We start from the raw sequence: 15,752 nt of genomic DNA, 5'->3' as shown, positions 1-15,752 counted from the left end.
AGGCGGGTAGGCCGATTGAGTTTGCGCACCGGGCGGGAACACGTCAATGTTCGGTGGTCATCACCGACGGCGCTTGGGGGGCGTGCGGCGCCAGCGGACTGGTCCTGCTCGCAGGGGCGGCTGGGCGTTGGCGGGGTCGGTACGGGTGACAGCTATCCGGACCGGGCCGGTGTCTTTGCGCGCGGGATGGGTGTGGTCGTAGGCGGCGCGGCGTTGGGGGTCGCGTAGCAGGTCGTAGGCGGCCAGGATTTGGCGCAGTTTTTCGTCGGCGAGTGAATTCTGTTGCCGATCGCGTGTGTCGGGATGTTGGTCGCGCAGGTGGCGCCGGTAGGCGTGGGTGATTTCAGCTTGGGTCGCGCTCGGCGGCACACCGAGCACCGCGTACGGATCGGTCGTCATCAGGTACCGCGTCTTTCGACCGGGTCGATAGTCGTATAGCGGGCGGGTGCGCACGTGGGCTGTCGTGCGCACCCACCTGAGCATGCCGGCACCGTGCGGTCCACCCGACCGGGGGCCACGTCAAGCGGCGATGCGAGCGCGATCCTGCGTCAGTCGCAAAACTAGTCATGCGGGTGGACAGCACACGAGTCGGCGCGTGGTTGTTCGACCGCCGGGGCATCACCTCCTCGTCGAAGTGGCAGGGTCGAGAATGTAGGGGCGCGCTTGCCGCGAACCACCATCGGCCGCAGCCCGTTGCGGCCCGACGGTTATCAGGCGTTGATCGCGGCCTGGTGGCCGTCGCGGCTGATCTCGATGTGGCGGGGCTTGGCCTGTTCGGCCACCGGGATCGTGAGCCGCAGCACGCCGTCGTGATAGCTGGCCTCGATCTTGTCGGTGTCGAGGTTTTCTCCGAGGAATAGCTGGCGGCTAAACACGCCGCGGGGGCGCTCGGCCGATACCATCTCGCGGTTCTGGTCAAGCTCGGGGCGTTCGGCGTGCACGGTGAGCACGTTGCGCTCGACATCCAGACTGAGTGAATCCGGCATCACCCCAGGCAGGTCGAATTCGACGATGAACTGCTCGTCCTCTCGCCAGGCGTCCATCGGCATGACCGCTGGCCGGGCGGCCGTACCCAGCACCTGCTGGGTCCATCGGTCAAGTTCACGGAACGGGTCTGTACGCATCAGCACCACGTTTTCACCTCCTATGCATGCAGATTATCTATGTTGATAGATATAGATTTGTAATATCACTCTGTGTATACTTGCGCAAGTATCAGTACGAGATTCTTTGAAAGGGGGGCGGTTGACCGACCAGTCGATGGCCCGTTCGGCACGCGGCGTCTACGGCATCTCGGTGGCTTCGGAGTTGTCCGGCATTGGGCCGCAGACGTTGCGACTCTACGAGCGCCGGGGGCTGCTGACTCCGTCGCGCACCGACGGAGGCACTCGTCGCTACAGCGACGAAGACCTTGAACGCCTCAAGCGGATCACCGAACTCGTCGACCAGGGCGTCAATCTGGTTGGCATTGCCCAGATATTGGACCTGGAAGCCAAAAACAGTCAGCTGGTCTCGGACTACGCCGCCCTAGAGCTTCTGAACGCCGACCTCAAGGCCAAGCGCAAGCCGGCAGCACGCCGGCGTGCCGGGCCCGGGAAGCAACGGAAGGGTTTGGGATCGTGATGGACCACGAGCCCAACGGTTTGCTATCGATGTCGGAGACGGCGGGGCGCCACCCAACGTCGCTCACGCCGTTACGGATGAGATCGGCCGGTCGGGCTGGCGGCGCGGGGTACCCGTTGCCGTCGACGTGTGACGCGGGTTGCCGGGTAACGCCCGCACAGGGGTGATTCGCGGTGTGGCGCCGTGCCCGGCGTGTCGGCGACTTGGGCAATCACCGCGCATCGACCAAGAGCGGCTCGATTTACGCTGCCTGCTGCGGGCGCGGGAAAGCCGGGAAGGCCGGGAAAGCTCCTGGCGCGCCACGCCTAGGTAGGGTGTCATGGCCGATCATGGGGATCTCCGGCGTCGGATGGAGGTGGTAACGCAGGTGGAGTCGGTGCCCACTGGCTTGCGCCCCAATACCGTCGCGGGCGTGCCGCTGCCTGCGCTGGCGGCTGAGATCGGTGCGGCGCTGGCCGGCAGCCCTGAGCACCCCACCGCGATTCCCGACCTGGCGGTCACCGGAGTGACGCTGCGCGCCCAGGATGCGCGGCCCGGGGACCTATTCGCCGCGCTGACCGGCTCGGCGACGCACGGGGCGCGGTACGCCGGCGAGGCGATCGAACGCGGCGCGGTCGCGGTGCTCACCGACGCCGCCGGGGTTGCCGGGATGCGTGCAAACGCCGCGGCCGTGCCGGTGCTGGTGCACCCTGCGCCCCGCAGGGTGCTGGGTTCTCTGGCGGCCACCGTGTATGGAGAGCCGTCGGAGCGGATGAGGGTCGTCGGGATCACCGGGACATCCGGCAAGACCACCACCACGTATCTGGTCGAGGCCGGTCTGCGCGCCGGCGGGCGGACTGCCGGGCTCATCGGCACCATTGGCGTGCGCATTGACGGCGCCGACATCCCCAGCGCGCTGACCACTCCGGAAGCCCCCGCGCTGCAGGCGATGCTGGCGACAATGGCAGAACGCGGGGTGGACACCGTGGTCATGGAGGTGTCCAGTCACGCGCTGACCCTCGGCCGGGTGGACGGCACCAAATTCGCGGTCGGCGCCTTCACCAACCTGTCGCGCGATCATCTCGACTTCCACCCCAGCATGGAGGATTACTTCGACGCCAAGGCGCGGCTATTCGACCCAGACTCGCCGGTGCGCGCACCTACAGCCGTGGTGTGCATCGACGACGAGGCCGGGCGCGCCATGGCCGCCAGGGCCGGAGACGCGATCACCGTCAGCGCCACCGATCGGCCCGCGCACTGGCGCGCCTCCGACGTGGCGCCGATGGGCGCGGGCGGACTGGAGTTTACTGCCGAAGACCCCGCCGGCGTGCATCACCGCATCGGCATCGGGCTGCCGGGCCGCTACAACGTCGCCAATTGCCTTGTCGCACTGGCGATTCTCGACGCCATCGGGGTGTCCCCCGAGCAAGCGGCGGTGGGGCTGCGAGAAGTCCGGGTCCCCGGGCGGCTGGAGGAGGTCGACTGCGGCCAGGACTTCCTTGCGCTCGTCGACTACGCCCACAAACCGGAAGCGTTGCGCGCGGTGCTGACCACGCTGCTAGCGCCGGACCGTAGGTTGGCGGTCGTATTCGGCGCCGGTGGCGAGCGCGACCCCGGCAAGCGGGCGCCGATGGGCGAGATCGCCGCGGAGCTGGCCGATCTGGTCGTCGTGACCGACGACAATCCGCGGGGGGAGGATCCGGCGTCCATCCGCCGCGACATCCTGACCGGGGCGGCCCACGGAGGCGGTGCCGCGCAGGTGGTTGAGATTGGCGACCGTCGCGAGGCGATCCGGCATGCGGTCGCCTGGGCGGGCCCCGGTGACGTGGTCCTGGTCGCCGGCAAGGGTCACGAAACGGGGCAACGCGGCGGCGGGGAAGTCCGCCCGTTCGACGACCGGGTGGAACTGGCTCGGGCTCTGGAGGCCATCGAGGCACGGCGATGATCGACCTGACGGTTGCTCAGATCGCCGACATCGTGGGTGGCACGCTGGCCGACATTTCGCCGGAGGAAGCCGCGCAATGCCACGTCACCGGGACCGTGGAGTTCGACTCGCGCGCCGTTGGTCCCGGCGGCTTGTTCCTGGCGCTGCCCGGGGCGCACTCCGACGGCCACGACTATGCGGCCTCGGCGGTCGCGGCCGGCGCCGTCGCCGTCTTGGCCGCCCGGCCGGTCGGGGTTCCCGCCATCGTCGTCGCGCCCGCGGGTGACCGCGGTCCACAGACCGCCGGCGTGCTCGAGCACGATACCGACGGGTCGGGCGCGGCGGTGCTGTCCGCGCTGGCCAGGCTGGCCAGGGCGGTGGCCGAAGAGCTGGTCACGGGCGGGTTGACCATCGTCGGGATCACCGGGTCGTCGGGCAAGACGTCGACCAAGGACCTGGTGGCCGCGGTGCTGGGCACGCTGGGCGAGGTGGTGGCCCCGCCGGGATCGTTCAACAACGAGCTGGGTCATCCCTGGACCGTGCTGCGCGCAACCCGCGACACCGACTACCTGATCCTGGAGATGTCGGCACGCCATCCCGGCAACATTGCCGAGTTGGCGGCAATCGCCCCGCCGGCGATCGGGGTGGTGCTCAACGTCGGCACCGCGCACCTGGGTGAGTTTGGCTCACCGGAGGCCATCGCACAGACTAAAGCCGAACTGCCGCAAGCTGTTCCGTCGTCCGGTGTGGTCATCCTCAACGCCGACGACCCAACGGTGGCCGCCATGGCTGACATCACTGCCGCCCGGGTCGTCCGCGTCCGTCGCGACAACACCGGTGACGTGTGGGCCGGCCCGGTGTCGCTGGACCAACTGGCCAGGCCGCGTTTCACCATGCACGCCGGCGACGCCCAAACCGAGGTTCAGCTGGGGGTGTTCGGCGACCATCAGGTCACCAACGCGCTGTGCGCGGCTGCCGTCGCGCTGCACTGCGGCGCCAGCATCGAACAGGTGGCGTCCGCGCTCGCCGCCGCGGGTCCGGTGTCGCGGCACCGGATGCAGGTGACCACCCGATCTGACGGGGTGACCGTGATCGACGACGCCTACAACGCCAACCCCGACTCGATGCGGGCCGGGCTGCGGGCGCTGGCCTGGATCGCCCACGGGGATTCTCCAGCCCGACATCCGAGGCGGAGCTGGGCGGTGCTGGGGGAGATGGCCGAGCTCGGCGACGACGCGATAACCGAGCACGATCGCATCGGCCGGCTGGCGGTGCGCTTAGATGTGTCTCGACTCGTTGTCGTGGGAACCGGGAGATCGATGAGCGCCATGCACCACGGAGCGGCCCTGGAAGGGGCGTGGGGCTCGTGGGGGGCCGCTGCTGAAAAAGGGGCCATCAACGTGGCCAACGGCGACGCCGCCCTGGCGCTGTTGCGCGCCGAGGTGCAACCCGGGGACGTGATCCTGGTCAAGGCGTCCAACGCGGCCGGGCTGGGGGCATTGGCGGACGCGCTCGTCGCCGACGGGCCTATCAACGGCGGGGGCGCGCGCCCGTGAGACAGATCCTCATCGCCGTGGCCATCGCGGTGACCGTGTCCATCCTGTTGACCCCGGCGCTGATCCGGTTATTCACCAAACAGGGGTTCGGCCATCAGATCCGCGAAGATGGCCCGCCGAGCCACCACACCAAACGCGGCACGCCGTCGATGGGCGGGGTGGCCATATTGGCCGGCATCTGGGCGGGTTACCTCGGCACGCATATCGCCGGGCTGGCGTTCCACGGCGAGGGCATATCGGCATCGGGTCTGCTGGTGCTGGGCCTGGCCACCGCGCTGGCTGGCGTCGGATTCCTCGACGACCTGATCAAGATCCGCAGGTCACGCAACCTCGGATTGAACAAGACCGCCAAGACCGTTGGCCAGATCACCGCCGCGGTGCTGTTCGGGGTGCTCGTGCTGCAGTTCCGCAATCCCGCCGGGCTGGTGCCGGGCAGCGCGAACCTGTCCTACGTGCGCGAGATCGCCACCGTCACACTGGCTCCGGCGTTGTTCGTGCTATTCTGCGTGGTCATCGTCAGCGCCTGGTCGAACGCGGTCAACTTCACCGACGGCCTGGACGGACTGGCCGCCGGCTGCATGGCAATGGTCACCGCGGCCTACGTGCTGATCACGTTCTGGCAGTACCGCAACGCGTGCGTCACCGCGCCGGGCCTGGGCTGCTACAACGTGCGCGATCCGCTGGACCTGGCACTCATCGCCGCCGCGACCGCGGGCGCGTGCATCGGCTTCCTATGGTGGAACGCCGCACCGGCCAAGATCTTCATGGGCGACACCGGATCGCTCGCGCTGGGCGGCATCATCGCGGGACTGTCCGTCACGAGCCGCACCGAGATCCTCGCCGTCGTGCTGGGCTCGCTGTTCGTCGCCGAAATCACCTCGGTGGTACTGCAGATCCTGACCTTCCGGACCACCGGACGCCGGGTATTCCGGATGGCGCCCTTTCACCACCACTTCGAGCTGGTCGGCTGGGCCGAAACCACGGTGATCATCCGTTTTTGGCTGCTCACCGCGATCACCTGCGGTTTGGGAGTGGCGCTGTTCTACGGTGAGTGGCTCGCCACGATCGGTGCCTGACGTGCTTGACCCGTTGGCGCCGGGCGCGCCCGTGTTGGTGGCCGGTGGCCGGGTGACCGGCCAGGCGGTGCGGGCGGCGCTGACCCGGTTTGGTGCGGCGCCGACGGTGTGTGACGACGACCCGGCCATGCTGCGCCCGTACGTGCAGCGCGGGGTGGCGACGCTGGATCCGGCGGTCGCGATACAACGCATAGCCCAATACGCCCTGGTGGTCACCAGTCCCGGTTTCCGGCCGGAGACGCCCGTGCTGGCCGCCGCCGCGGCCGCGGGCGTGCCCATCTGGGGCGACGTGGAGTTGGCCTGGCGGCTCGACGCGTCGGGCAGCTACGGGCCGCCGCGGCGATGGTTGGTCGTCACCGGCACCAACGGCAAGACGACCACGACGTCGATGCTGCACGCCATGCTGGTCGCCGGCGGCCGCCGCAGTGTGCTGTGCGGCAACATCGGCAGCCCGGTGCTCGACATGCTGGGCGCGCCCGCGGACATCCTCGCCGTCGAGCTGTCCAGTTTCCAGTTGTACTGGGCGCCGTCCCTGCGGCCCGAGGCCGGCGCCGTCCTCAACATCGCCGAGGATCACCTGGACTGGCATTCCACGATGGGCGCCTACACCGCGGCGAAGGCCCGAGTGCTGGGCGGCCGGGTGGCGGTGGCCGGGCTGGACGACAGCCGGGCCGCGGCGCTGCTCGGCACCGCGGCGGCGCCGATACGGGTCGGCTTCCGCCTCGGCGAACCCGCGGTGGGGGAGCTCGGTGTGCGCGACGGCCACCTGGTTGACCGCGCCTTTTCCGACGACTCCGACGAGCTGACCCTGATGCCGGTCGCGTCGATACCGGTGCCGGGCCCGGTCGGCGTGCTCGACGCCCTGGCCGCGGCGGCGCTGGCGCGCTCGGTCGGGGTGTCCGCCGAGGCGATCGCCGGAGCGGTGGCGTCGTTCCGGGTGGGCCGGCACCGGGCCGAGGTGGTGGCCGTCGCCGACGGAGTCCGTTACGTCGATGACTCCAAGGCCACCAACCCGCACGCCGCCGAGGCGTCGGTGCTGGCCTATCCGCGCGTGGTCTGGGTGGCCGGTGGCCTGCTCAAGGGCGCGTCGATCGACGCCGAGGTCGCGCGAATCGCGCCCCGGCTGGTCGGCGCGGTGCTGATCGGCCGGGATCGCGCGGAGGTTGCCGAGGCGTTATCACGACACGCGCCCGATGTCCCCGTCGTCCAGGTTGTGACAGGCGAGGATATTGAGATGCATGCGACGGCTGAGGCTTATGAGACAAAAGTCGACAATTCGCGCGAGCCCCTCGGCGCTCGTGTGATGACCGCGGCCGTGGCCGCGGCCCGAGAAATGGCCAAGCCCGGTGACACCGTGCTGCTGGCACCGGCCGGCGCGTCGTTTGACCAGTTCACCGGCTACGGCGACCGTGGCGACGCGTTCGCGTCCGCCGTGCGCGCCGCGGTCGGGGCAGGCGGGCGTGGGTAACGCGCTGACCCGGCTGCTGCGCCGGGAGGAGACGCCCGCGGCCGAACAGGCCGAAGCGGGGCAGACGACCCCCGAGGGCGCGAAGGTTGCGACCAGACCCGACGAACACGATCCGCGCACCCGGTTCGGGGCCTGGCTGGGTCGGCCGATGACCTCGTTTCACTTGATCATCGCCGTCGCCTCGCTGCTGACCACGCTGGGTCTGATCATGGTGCTATCGGCATCCGGCGTGCGGTCCTACGGCGCCGATGGGTCGGCATGGGTGATCTTCGGCAAGCAGGTCTTGTGGACGATCATCGGCCTGATTGGTTGCTATGCCGCGTTGCGGATGTCGGTGCGGTTCATCCGGCGCATCGCGTTTTCCGGTTTCGCGATCACGATCATTCTGCTGGTACTCGTGCTCATTCCGGGAATCGGCAATCTCGCCAACGGCTCGCGGAAGTGGTTCGTGGTCGCGGGCCTCTCGATGCAGCCCTCCGAGCTGGCCAAGATCGCGTTCGCCATCTGGGGAGCGCACCTGCTGGCCGCGCGGCGGATGGAACGCGCGTCCCTGCGCGAGATGCTCATTCCGTTGGTGCCGGCCGCGGTCATCGCGCTGGCGCTCATCGTGGCCCAGCCCGACCTGGGGCAGACGGTGTCACTGGGCATCATCTTGTTGGCCCTGCTGTGGTATGCCGGGCTGCCGCTGCGCGTGTTCGTCAGCTCGCTGGCGGCCGTCTTTGTTTCGGGCGCGGTCCTGGCGATGTCCGAGGGTTACCGGTCCGACCGGGTGCGCTCGTGGCTGGACCCCGAGAACGATCCTCAAGACACCGGCTACCAGGCGCGGCAGGCAAAGTTCGCGCTGGCCCACGGTGGCATCTTCGGCGACGGTCTCGGCCAGGGCGTCGCCAAGTGGAACTACCTGCCCAACGCGCACAACGACTTCATCTTCGCGATCATCGGTGAGGAGCTCGGCCTCATCGGTGCGCTCGCGATGCTGGGGCTGTTCGGGTTGTTCGCGTACACCGGGATGCGGATCGCGCGCCGGTCCGCCGATCCGTTCCTGCGGCTGTTGACCGCCACCACGACGATGTGGGTGCTGGGCCAGGCGTTCATCAACATCGGCTACGTGATCGGGGTGCTGCCCGTCACCGGGCTGCAGCTGCCGCTGATCTCCGCGGGTGGAACATCAACGGCCACAACGCTTTTCATGATAGGAATAATGGCCAATGCCGCCCGCCACGAGCCCGAGGCGGTGGCCGCGCTGCGGGCCGGGCGCGACGACAAGGTGAACCGGATGCTGCGGCTGCCGCTGCCCGAGCCGTATGTGCCGACCCGCCTGGAGGCGTTGAGAGACCGCAACAAGGCTCGCCCGCAACCGGCGAGGGCGGGCAAGCCGCGGCAGCCCGCTGCGCGGACCTCGCGGCAGGCTTCCCGCGCGGCCGATCGGCCCGTGCGCCGGTCTGGTGCCCCAACCCCCGTGCGGGGAGGGCATCATAGAGCTGGCCAGCGGCACGCCGGCCCGCGTCATACGGGGCGCGCACGCGCATTGGAAGGTCAGCGTTACGGGTGAACGACACCGTCAGCGAGCCGGCCGGCGGGGTTCAGGCTCTCCACCAGTCCGGTCGGCAGGCAGGCGGGTCGTTGTCGGTCGTGCTCGCCGGCGGCGGTACGGCCGGCCATGTGGAGCCCGCGATGGCCGTGGCCGACGCGCTGAGCGTCCTGGACCCGCGCGTCCGCATCACCGCGCTGGGCACCCGGCGCGGGCTGGAGACCAGGCTGGTGCCCGAGCGCGGCTACCACCTCGAACTGATCACGCCAGTGCCGCTGCCGCGCAAACCCAGCCGCGACCTGGCCCGGCTGCCGCGGCGGGTGTGGCGTGCCGTCCGGCAGGTCCGCGCCGTGCTTGACGACGTCGACGCCCACGTCGTCATCGGTTTCGGTGGCTATGTCGCGCTGCCGGCCTACCTCGCCGCCCGCGGGATCCCCGGGCTGCCACGTTCAAGGCGCCGCGTTCCGGTGCTGATCCACGAGGCCAACGCCAAGGCGGGGCTGGCCAACCGGATCGGCGCCCGCACCGCGGACCGCGTCTTGTCGGCGGTGCCCGACTGCGGCTTGCGGCGCGCCGAGGTGGTGGGGGTGCCGGTCCGGTCGGCCATCACCGCACTGGACCGCGCGGCGTTGCGCGCCGAAGCCCGCGCCCACTTCGGCTTTGCCGACGACGCACGGGTGCTGCTGGTGTTCGGCGGTTCGCAGGGGGCGGTCTCGCTCAACCGGGCGGTCGCGGGGGCCGCCGGCGACCTGGCCGCGGCGGGCGTGGCCGTGCTGCACGCCCACGGACCCAAGAACGTCCTGCAGCTGCGGGCCGCGGAGCGGCGTGATCCCCCGTACGTCGCGGTGCCTTATCTCGACCGGATGGACCTAGCGTATGCCGCCGCCGATCTGGTGATCTGCCGGGCCGGGGCGATGACGGTTGCCGAAGTGTCGGCCGTTGGCCTGCCTGCGATCTACGTGCCGCTGCCGATCGGCAACGGAGAACAGCGGCTCAATGCGCTGCCGGTGGTCAACGCCGGTGGCGGGATGCTGGTCGGCGACGCCGAACTGACGTCGGGTCTGGTCGCTCGGGAGGTGGCCGGGCTGCTGACCGACCCGATGAGGCTGGCGGCCATGACGGCGGCCGCCGCGCGGGTGGGGCATCGGGATGCGGCACTCCAGGTGGCCCGGGCGGCGCTGGACATCGCGCGACAGGCACGGGCGGCCGGGGGAAAAGCGTGAACGCCGAACAGCTGCCGCCCGAGCTGCGGCGGGTGCACATGGTCGGCATCGGGGGAGCCGGGATGTCGGGCATCGCCCGCATCCTGCTGGACCGGGGTGGGCTGGTGTCCGGGTCTGACGCCAAGGAGTCGCGCGGCGTGCACGCGCTGCGGGCCCGGGGCGCGCTGATCCGGATCGGACACGACGCCTCGTCGCTGGACCTGCTGCCCGGCGGCGCCACCGCCGTCATCACGACCCATGCCGCCATCCCCAAGACCAATCCCGAGCTCGTGGAGGCCCGCCGCCGCGGCATTCCGGTGATATTGCGCCCGGTCGCGCTGGCCAGGCTGATGAACGGGCGCACCAAGCTGATGGTCACCGGCACGCACGGCAAGACGACGACGACGTCGATGCTCATCGTTGCCCTGCAACACTGCGGGCGGGACCCATCCTTCGCCGTCGGCGGGGAGCTCGGGGAGGCCGGCACCAACGCCCACCACGGCAGTGGCGACTGCTTCGTCGCAGAGGCCGACGAAAGCGACGGCTCACTGTTGCAGTACACGCCCGACGTCGCCGTAGTCACCAACGTCGAATCCGACCACCTGGACTTCTACGGCAGCACCGACGCGTATGTCGGCGTGTTCGACTCCTTCGTAGAGCGACTTGCCCCCGGGGGCGCGCTGGTGGTGTGCACCGACGACCCGGGAGCGGCCGCGCTGGCCCAGCGCACGGCCGAGCTGGGAATTCGGGTGCTGCGGTACGGATCCGCGGGTGAAGACCAGGCCGGCACGCTGGTGTCGTGGGAACAGCACGGGACGGAGGCGGTCGCCCACATCCAATTGGCCGGTGAGCCGAACCCACGCGTGATGCGCCTGTCGGTGCCCGGACGGCACATGGCGCTCAACGCCCTGGGCGCGCTGCTGGCCGCGCTCGAGATCGGCGCCCCGGCCGACGACGTGCTCGACGGGCTGGCCGGTTTCGAGGGGGTGCGTCGCCGCTTCGAACTGGTCGGGGCGTCTGGAGAGGGCAAGGCCCCGAATTCACTGGTGCGGGTGTTCGACGACTATGCCCACCATCCGACGGAGATCAGCGCGACCCTGGCGGCGGTGCGCACGGTGCTCCAACAGGGCGGCGGGGGTCGGTTGCTGGTGGTGTTCCAGCCCCATTTGTATTCGCGGACAAAGGCTTTCGCCGCCGAATTCGGTCGCGCGCTGGGCGCCGCCGACGAGGTGTTCGTCCTGGATGTCTACGGCGCCCGCGAACAGCCGCTCGCCGGCATCAGCGGAGCCAGCGTCGCCGAGCACGTCGGCGTGCCGGTGCGCTACCTCCCGGACTTCTCGGCGGTCCCCGAGGAGGTGGCCGCGGCCGCCGGCCCGGGTGACGTGATCGTCACGATGGGCGCCGGCGACGTGACCCTGCTGGGTCCGGAGATTGTCACCGCGCTGCGGGCACGCGCGAACCGCAGCGCGCCCGGCCGCCCGGGGGTGCTGCGGTGAGCGAGCGGAGCGACGGCCCGACCGAGCTGGCGGCTGATGACGTGACCGGCGACGCCGGTGACCGCGAGGACAGCGCCATCACCGAACCGCTCGTCGCGCAGGACGCTCAAACGCCGGCCGACGCAACCGATTTCGAGGGGCCGCGGCGGCGCGCCCGCCGGGAACGGGCCGAGCGTCGTGCCGCGCAGGCTCGCGCCCGCGCGATCGAGCAAGCCCACCGTGAGGCCAAACGACGGGCCAGCGGGCGTATCGTCGCGGAGCCCAAACGCGCTGCGCGGGGGGTTGTTCGGGGCCTGAAGATGGCGCTGGCGACGGTGATCCTGGCCGTCGTCGGGATCGGACTCGCGCTGGTCCTCTATTTCACGCCGGCGATGTCGGCCCGCAGCATCGTCGTCACCGGGATTGGCGCGGTGACCCGCGAGGAGGTCCTCGACGCGGCCGGGGTGCGGCTCGGGACGCCGCTGCTGCAGATCAACACCAACCAGGTCGCCGACCGGGTGGCCACGATCCGGCGGGTGGCCAGCGCGCGGGTGCAACGTCAGTACCCGTCGGCGCTGCGGATCACGATCGTCGAGCGAGTCCCCGTGGTAGTGAAGGATTTTCCGGACGGGCCGCACCTCTTTGACCGCGACGGCGTCGACTTCGCGACCGCTCCGCCGCCACCGGCGCTGCCGTACATCGACGTCGACGATCCCGGACCAAGTGACCCGGCGACCAGGGCCGCGCTGCAAGTATTGCTCGCGCTGCGTCCCGAGGTCGCGGGTCAGGTTGGCGAGATCGCGGCCCCGTCCGTCTCCTCGATCACGCTCACGCTGGGTGACGGGCGGGTGGTGATCTGGGGGAGCACCGATCGGGCCGAGGAGAAAGCCGAAAAGTTGGCCGCGCTGCTGACGCAGCCTGGACGCACCTACGACGTGTCCAGCCCCGATCTGCCGACCGTGAAGTAGTGCTCGTCACGCTTGACCACAGAAAAAAACCCGCGACGCGTCGGCGCGCCTGCAGGGATAGCAAGTGTCGGACCCATACGGTTCTGGTTACGCGGAACAGCTTGACATAACTCTAACTCTATGGTTGAGGTTGAGAGTTTGCCAAGCGGACACACCGAGTCCCACCAGGGAGACTGACCTCATTAGGGAGGAAGGCGAATGATGACCCCGCCGCATAACTATCTGGCCGTCATCAAGGTTGTGGGTATCGGTGGCGGCGGCGTCAACGCCGTCAACCGGATGATCGAGCAGGGCCTCAAGGGCGTGGAGTTCATCGCGATCAACACCGATGCGCAGGCGTTGTTGATGAGCGACGCCGACGTCAAGCTCGACGTCGGCCGTGACTCGACCCGCGGGCTGGGCGCCGGCGCCGACCCAGAGGTCGGACGCAAGGCCGCCGAGGACGCCAAGGACGAGATCGAGGAGCTGCTGCGCGGCGCCGACATGGTGTTCGTCACCGCCGGCGAAGGCGGCGGCACCGGCACCGGGGGGGCGCCCGTCGTCGCCAGCATCGCCCGCAAGCTGGGCGCGTTGACCGTCGGCGTCGTCACCCGGCCGTTCTCGTTCGAGGGCAAGCGGCGCAGCAATCAGGCCGAAAACGGCATCGCCGCGCTGCGGGAGAGTTGCGACACCCTCATCGTGATCCCCAACGACCGGTTGCTGCAGATGGGGGATGCCGCGGTGTCGCTGATGGATGCGTTCCGCAGCGCCGACGAGGTGCTGCTCAACGGCGTGCAGGGCATCACCGACCTGATCACCACGCCAGGGCTGATCAACGTCGATTTCGCCGACGTCAAGGGCATCATGTCCGGTGCCGGCACCGCCTTGATGGGCATCGGTTCGGCCCGCGGTGAAGGCCGGTCGCTCAAGGCCGCCGAGATCGCCATCAACTCGCCGCTGCTGGAGGCCTCGATGGAGGGCGCGCAGGGCGTGCTGATGTCGATCGCCGGCGGCAGCGACCTGGGTCTATTCGAGATCAACGAGGCGGCCTCGCTGGTGCAGGACGCCGCCCACCAGGACGCCAACATCATTTTCGGCACCGTGATCGACGACTCGCTGGGCGATGAGGTGCGGGTCACCGTGATCGCGGCGGGCTTTGCCGCCAGTGGGCCCGGGCGCAAGCCGGTCGTGGGGGAAACCGGCGGCGCTCACCGGATCGAGTCGGCGAGGGCTGGCAAGCTGACCTCGACGCTGTTCGAGCCGGTCGACGCCGTGAGCGTCCCGTTGTCCACCAACGGTGCGACCCTGAGCATCGGTGGCGACGACGACGACGTCGACGTGCCGCCTTTCATGCGCCGTTAAGGGGCCCAGCTTGCATGCCACAGCGCGACACACCCGCCGTGGCCGGGCGTCCGTGCCGTCCGGCTGGCAACGGGCTCCGGATACTGGGCATGTGAGCGTTCGCATCCGGCGGGTTACCACCACCCGGGCGGGGGGCGTGTCGGTACCCCCGTTCGACACCTTCAACCTGGGTGACCATGTCGGGGACGACCCGGCGGCGGTGGCGGCGAACCGCGCCCGGCTGGCGGCGGCGATCGGCCTGCCCGGCGAGCGGGTGGTGTGGATGAACCAGGTCCACGCGGATCGGGTCGAGGTGGTCGACCGTCCGCAGAGCGCTGCGATCGCCGACGCCGACGGGCTGGTGACCAGCACCCCCCGACTGGCGCTGGCGGTGTTGACCGCCGACTGTGTGCCGGTCTTGCTGGCGGATGCGCGCGCCGGCGTTGTCGCGGCGGTCCACGCCGGTCGCGTCGGCGCCCAGCGGGGCGTGGTGGCCCGTGCGGTCGAGGCGATGCTCGGCGTGGGCGCGCGGGCCCACGATATTTCGGCACTGCTCGGCCCGGCGGCCAGCGGCGCCAACTACGAGGTGCCCGCCGCGATGGCCGACGAGGTCGAGGCGGCGTTGCCGGGCAGCCGCACCACCACCTCGGCCGGGACCCCGGGCCTCGACCTGCGCGCCGGAATCGCTTGTCAGCTGCGCGACTTGGGTGTTGTGTCCATCGACATCGACCCCCGCTGCACGGTGGCCGACCCGACGCTGTTCAGCCATCGCCGCGGTGCGCCCACCGGGCGGATGGCGTCGTTGGTGTGGATGGAATAAGCGCGATGGCGGTGGACGTTTGCGCGCGAGGCGACCGCGAATCGCAATTGATGCGGGCGCTGGCCGCAATTAGGTCGCGGCTCGCGGCGGCCGCAGAGGCGGCCGGTCGCAATGTGAGCGAAATTGAACTTCTCCCTATTACCAAATACTTTCCAGCAACCGACGTCGCGATTTTGTCCCGATTGGGTTGTCGGGCCGTTGGCGAATCGCGGGAGCAAGAGGCTGCAGCAAAGGCTGCCGAACTCGCTTCGCTGTTAGCAAGTTCACCACGGGCGGACGCGCGCGGCGTGCAGTGGCACATGGTGGGCCGCATCCAGCGGAACAAAGCACGGTCACTGGCCGGCTGGGCCCACACCGCCCACTCCGTCGACGGCCCGCAGTTGGTAACCGCGCTCGATCGGGCGGTGGCCGCGGCGCTCGCCGACCGGCGCCGCGAAAACCCGCTGCGGGTTTACGTCCAAGTCAGCCTCGATGGTGACGTGTCGCGTGGCGGCGTCGACATCTCGGCATCCGGCGCGGTCGAGGCGATCTGCGCGCAAGTGGAGGAGTCCGAGGGCCTGGAACTGGTCGGATTGATGGGCATCCCGCCGCTCAACTGGGACCCGGATGTGGCCTTTGACCGGCTGAAATCGGAGCACAGCCGGGTGCTCGAGTCGTTCCCGAACGCGGTGGGTCTGTCGGCCGGCATGTCGGCCGACCTCGAGATCGCCGTCAAACATGGTTCGACGTGTGTGCGTGTCGGTACCGCGCTAATGGGTCCGCGGCGGTTACCGTCACCGTGAGTAGTCACTGTAGTCACATCTTCATCAC

The 15,752-nt window shown here is 69.7% G+C and carries 14 protein-coding genes; 12 read left to right on the top strand and 2 right to left on the bottom strand.

Annotated elements, in window-relative coordinates; all coding sequences use genetic code 11:
• Positions 1-60 precede the first annotated feature (60 nt).
• Positions 61-471, bottom strand: coding sequence for a J domain-containing protein (locus G6N24_RS10530; RefSeq protein ID WP_372514574.1), 411 nt, complete (start codon positions 469-471; stop codon positions 61-63).
• Positions 472-710: 239 nt separating this feature from the next.
• Positions 711-1,133, bottom strand: a complete 423-nt coding sequence (locus G6N24_RS10525; RefSeq protein WP_269151276.1) for an Hsp20/alpha crystallin family protein — start codon at positions 1,131-1,133, stop codon at positions 711-713.
• A gap of 127 nt (positions 1,134-1,260) precedes the next feature.
• Between G6N24_RS10525 and G6N24_RS10520 the strand changes: the two genes are divergently transcribed.
• The 12 genes from G6N24_RS10520 (at position 1,261) to G6N24_RS10465 (ending at position 15,724) form a co-directional block, all read left to right on the top strand.
• A complete protein-coding gene (locus G6N24_RS10520) occupies positions 1,261-1,623 on the top strand; it encodes a MerR family transcriptional regulator (protein ID WP_085161941.1) in 363 nt (120 codons plus the stop codon).
• A 319-nt stretch (positions 1,624-1,942) separates the two neighbouring features.
• Positions 1,943-3,547 (top strand): UDP-N-acetylmuramoyl-L-alanyl-D-glutamate--2,6-diaminopimelate ligase, encoded by a 1,605-nt coding sequence (locus G6N24_RS10515; RefSeq protein ID WP_085161893.1) that lies wholly within the window; start codon positions 1,943-1,945, stop codon positions 3,545-3,547.
• The gene (locus tag G6N24_RS10510) at positions 3,544-5,082 is read left to right on the top strand and encodes a UDP-N-acetylmuramoyl-tripeptide--D-alanyl-D-alanine ligase (protein WP_085161894.1); all 1,539 of its coding nucleotides are present in this window, start codon (positions 3,544-3,546) and stop codon (positions 5,080-5,082) included. Before G6N24_RS10515 ends, G6N24_RS10510 begins: the two co-directional genes overlap by 4 nt.
• Positions 5,079-6,158, top strand: coding sequence for a phospho-N-acetylmuramoyl-pentapeptide-transferase (mraY, locus tag G6N24_RS10505; RefSeq protein WP_085161895.1), 1,080 nt, complete (start codon positions 5,079-5,081; stop codon positions 6,156-6,158). The genes G6N24_RS10510 and mraY overlap by 4 nt, the downstream gene beginning before the upstream one ends.
• Before the next feature lies 1 nt (position 6,159).
• On the top strand, positions 6,160-7,626 hold the full coding sequence (murD, locus tag G6N24_RS10500) for a UDP-N-acetylmuramoyl-L-alanine--D-glutamate ligase (protein WP_085161896.1): 1,467 nt from the start codon (positions 6,160-6,162) through the stop codon (positions 7,624-7,626).
• Positions 7,619-9,178, top strand: coding sequence for a putative lipid II flippase FtsW (gene ftsW, locus G6N24_RS10495; protein ID WP_085161942.1), 1,560 nt, complete (start codon positions 7,619-7,621; stop codon positions 9,176-9,178). The genes murD and ftsW overlap by 8 nt, the downstream gene beginning before the upstream one ends.
• Positions 9,175-10,380 carry an undecaprenyldiphospho-muramoylpentapeptide beta-N-acetylglucosaminyltransferase gene (murG, locus tag G6N24_RS10490; RefSeq protein ID WP_085161897.1) on the top strand — a complete coding sequence of 402 codons (1,206 nt, stop codon included), beginning with the start codon at positions 9,175-9,177 and terminating at the stop codon, positions 10,378-10,380. Before ftsW ends, murG begins: the two co-directional genes overlap by 4 nt.
• Positions 10,377-11,855, top strand: coding sequence for a UDP-N-acetylmuramate--L-alanine ligase (gene murC, locus G6N24_RS10485; RefSeq protein ID WP_085161898.1), 1,479 nt, complete (start codon positions 10,377-10,379; stop codon positions 11,853-11,855). Before murG ends, murC begins: the two co-directional genes overlap by 4 nt.
• 26 nt (positions 11,856-11,881) lie before the next feature.
• Positions 11,882-12,802 carry a cell division protein FtsQ gene (gene ftsQ / locus G6N24_RS10480; protein ID WP_232070790.1) on the top strand — a complete coding sequence of 307 codons (921 nt, stop codon included), beginning with the start codon at positions 11,882-11,884 and terminating at the stop codon, positions 12,800-12,802.
• Positions 12,803-13,003: 201 nt separating this feature from the next.
• Positions 13,004-14,143 carry a cell division protein FtsZ gene (gene ftsZ, locus G6N24_RS10475; protein ID WP_085161943.1) on the top strand — a complete coding sequence of 380 codons (1,140 nt, stop codon included), beginning with the start codon at positions 13,004-13,006 and terminating at the stop codon, positions 14,141-14,143.
• A 91-nt stretch (positions 14,144-14,234) separates the two neighbouring features.
• Positions 14,235-14,942: a peptidoglycan editing factor PgeF gene (pgeF, locus tag G6N24_RS10470; RefSeq protein ID WP_179963482.1), complete on the top strand. Its 708-nt coding sequence runs from the start codon at positions 14,235-14,237 to the stop codon at positions 14,940-14,942.
• A gap of 5 nt (positions 14,943-14,947) precedes the next feature.
• Positions 14,948-15,724, top strand: a complete 777-nt coding sequence (locus G6N24_RS10465) for a YggS family pyridoxal phosphate-dependent enzyme (protein WP_085161901.1) — start codon at positions 14,948-14,950, stop codon at positions 15,722-15,724.
• The last annotated feature ends 28 nt before the right edge of the window (positions 15,725-15,752 follow it).

The sequence above is a fragment of the Mycobacterium lacus genome (genome assembly GCF_010731535.1).
Classification (GTDB): domain Bacteria; phylum Actinomycetota; class Actinomycetes; order Mycobacteriales; family Mycobacteriaceae; genus Mycobacterium; species Mycobacterium lacus.
This window is presented reverse-complemented; position numbering and strand designations above follow the sequence as displayed.

Bases quoted from the DNA above. Each gene is read 5' to 3' on its own strand.
- G6N24_RS10510 (WP_085161894.1), top strand. From the start codon at position 3,544: ATGATCGACCTGACGGTTGCTCAGATCGCCGACATCGTGGGTGGCACG.
- G6N24_RS10465 (WP_085161901.1), top strand. From the start codon at position 14,948: ATGGCGGTGGACGTTTGCGCGCGAGGCGACCGCGAATCGCAATTGATG.
- G6N24_RS10520 (WP_085161941.1), top strand. From the start codon at position 1,261: ATGGCCCGTTCGGCACGCGGCGTCTACGGCATCTCGGTGGCTTCGGAG.
- ftsZ (WP_085161943.1), top strand. From the start codon at position 13,004: ATGACCCCGCCGCATAACTATCTGGCCGTCATCAAGGTTGTGGGTATC.
- G6N24_RS10515 (WP_085161893.1), top strand. From the start codon at position 1,943: ATGGCCGATCATGGGGATCTCCGGCGTCGGATGGAGGTGGTAACGCAG.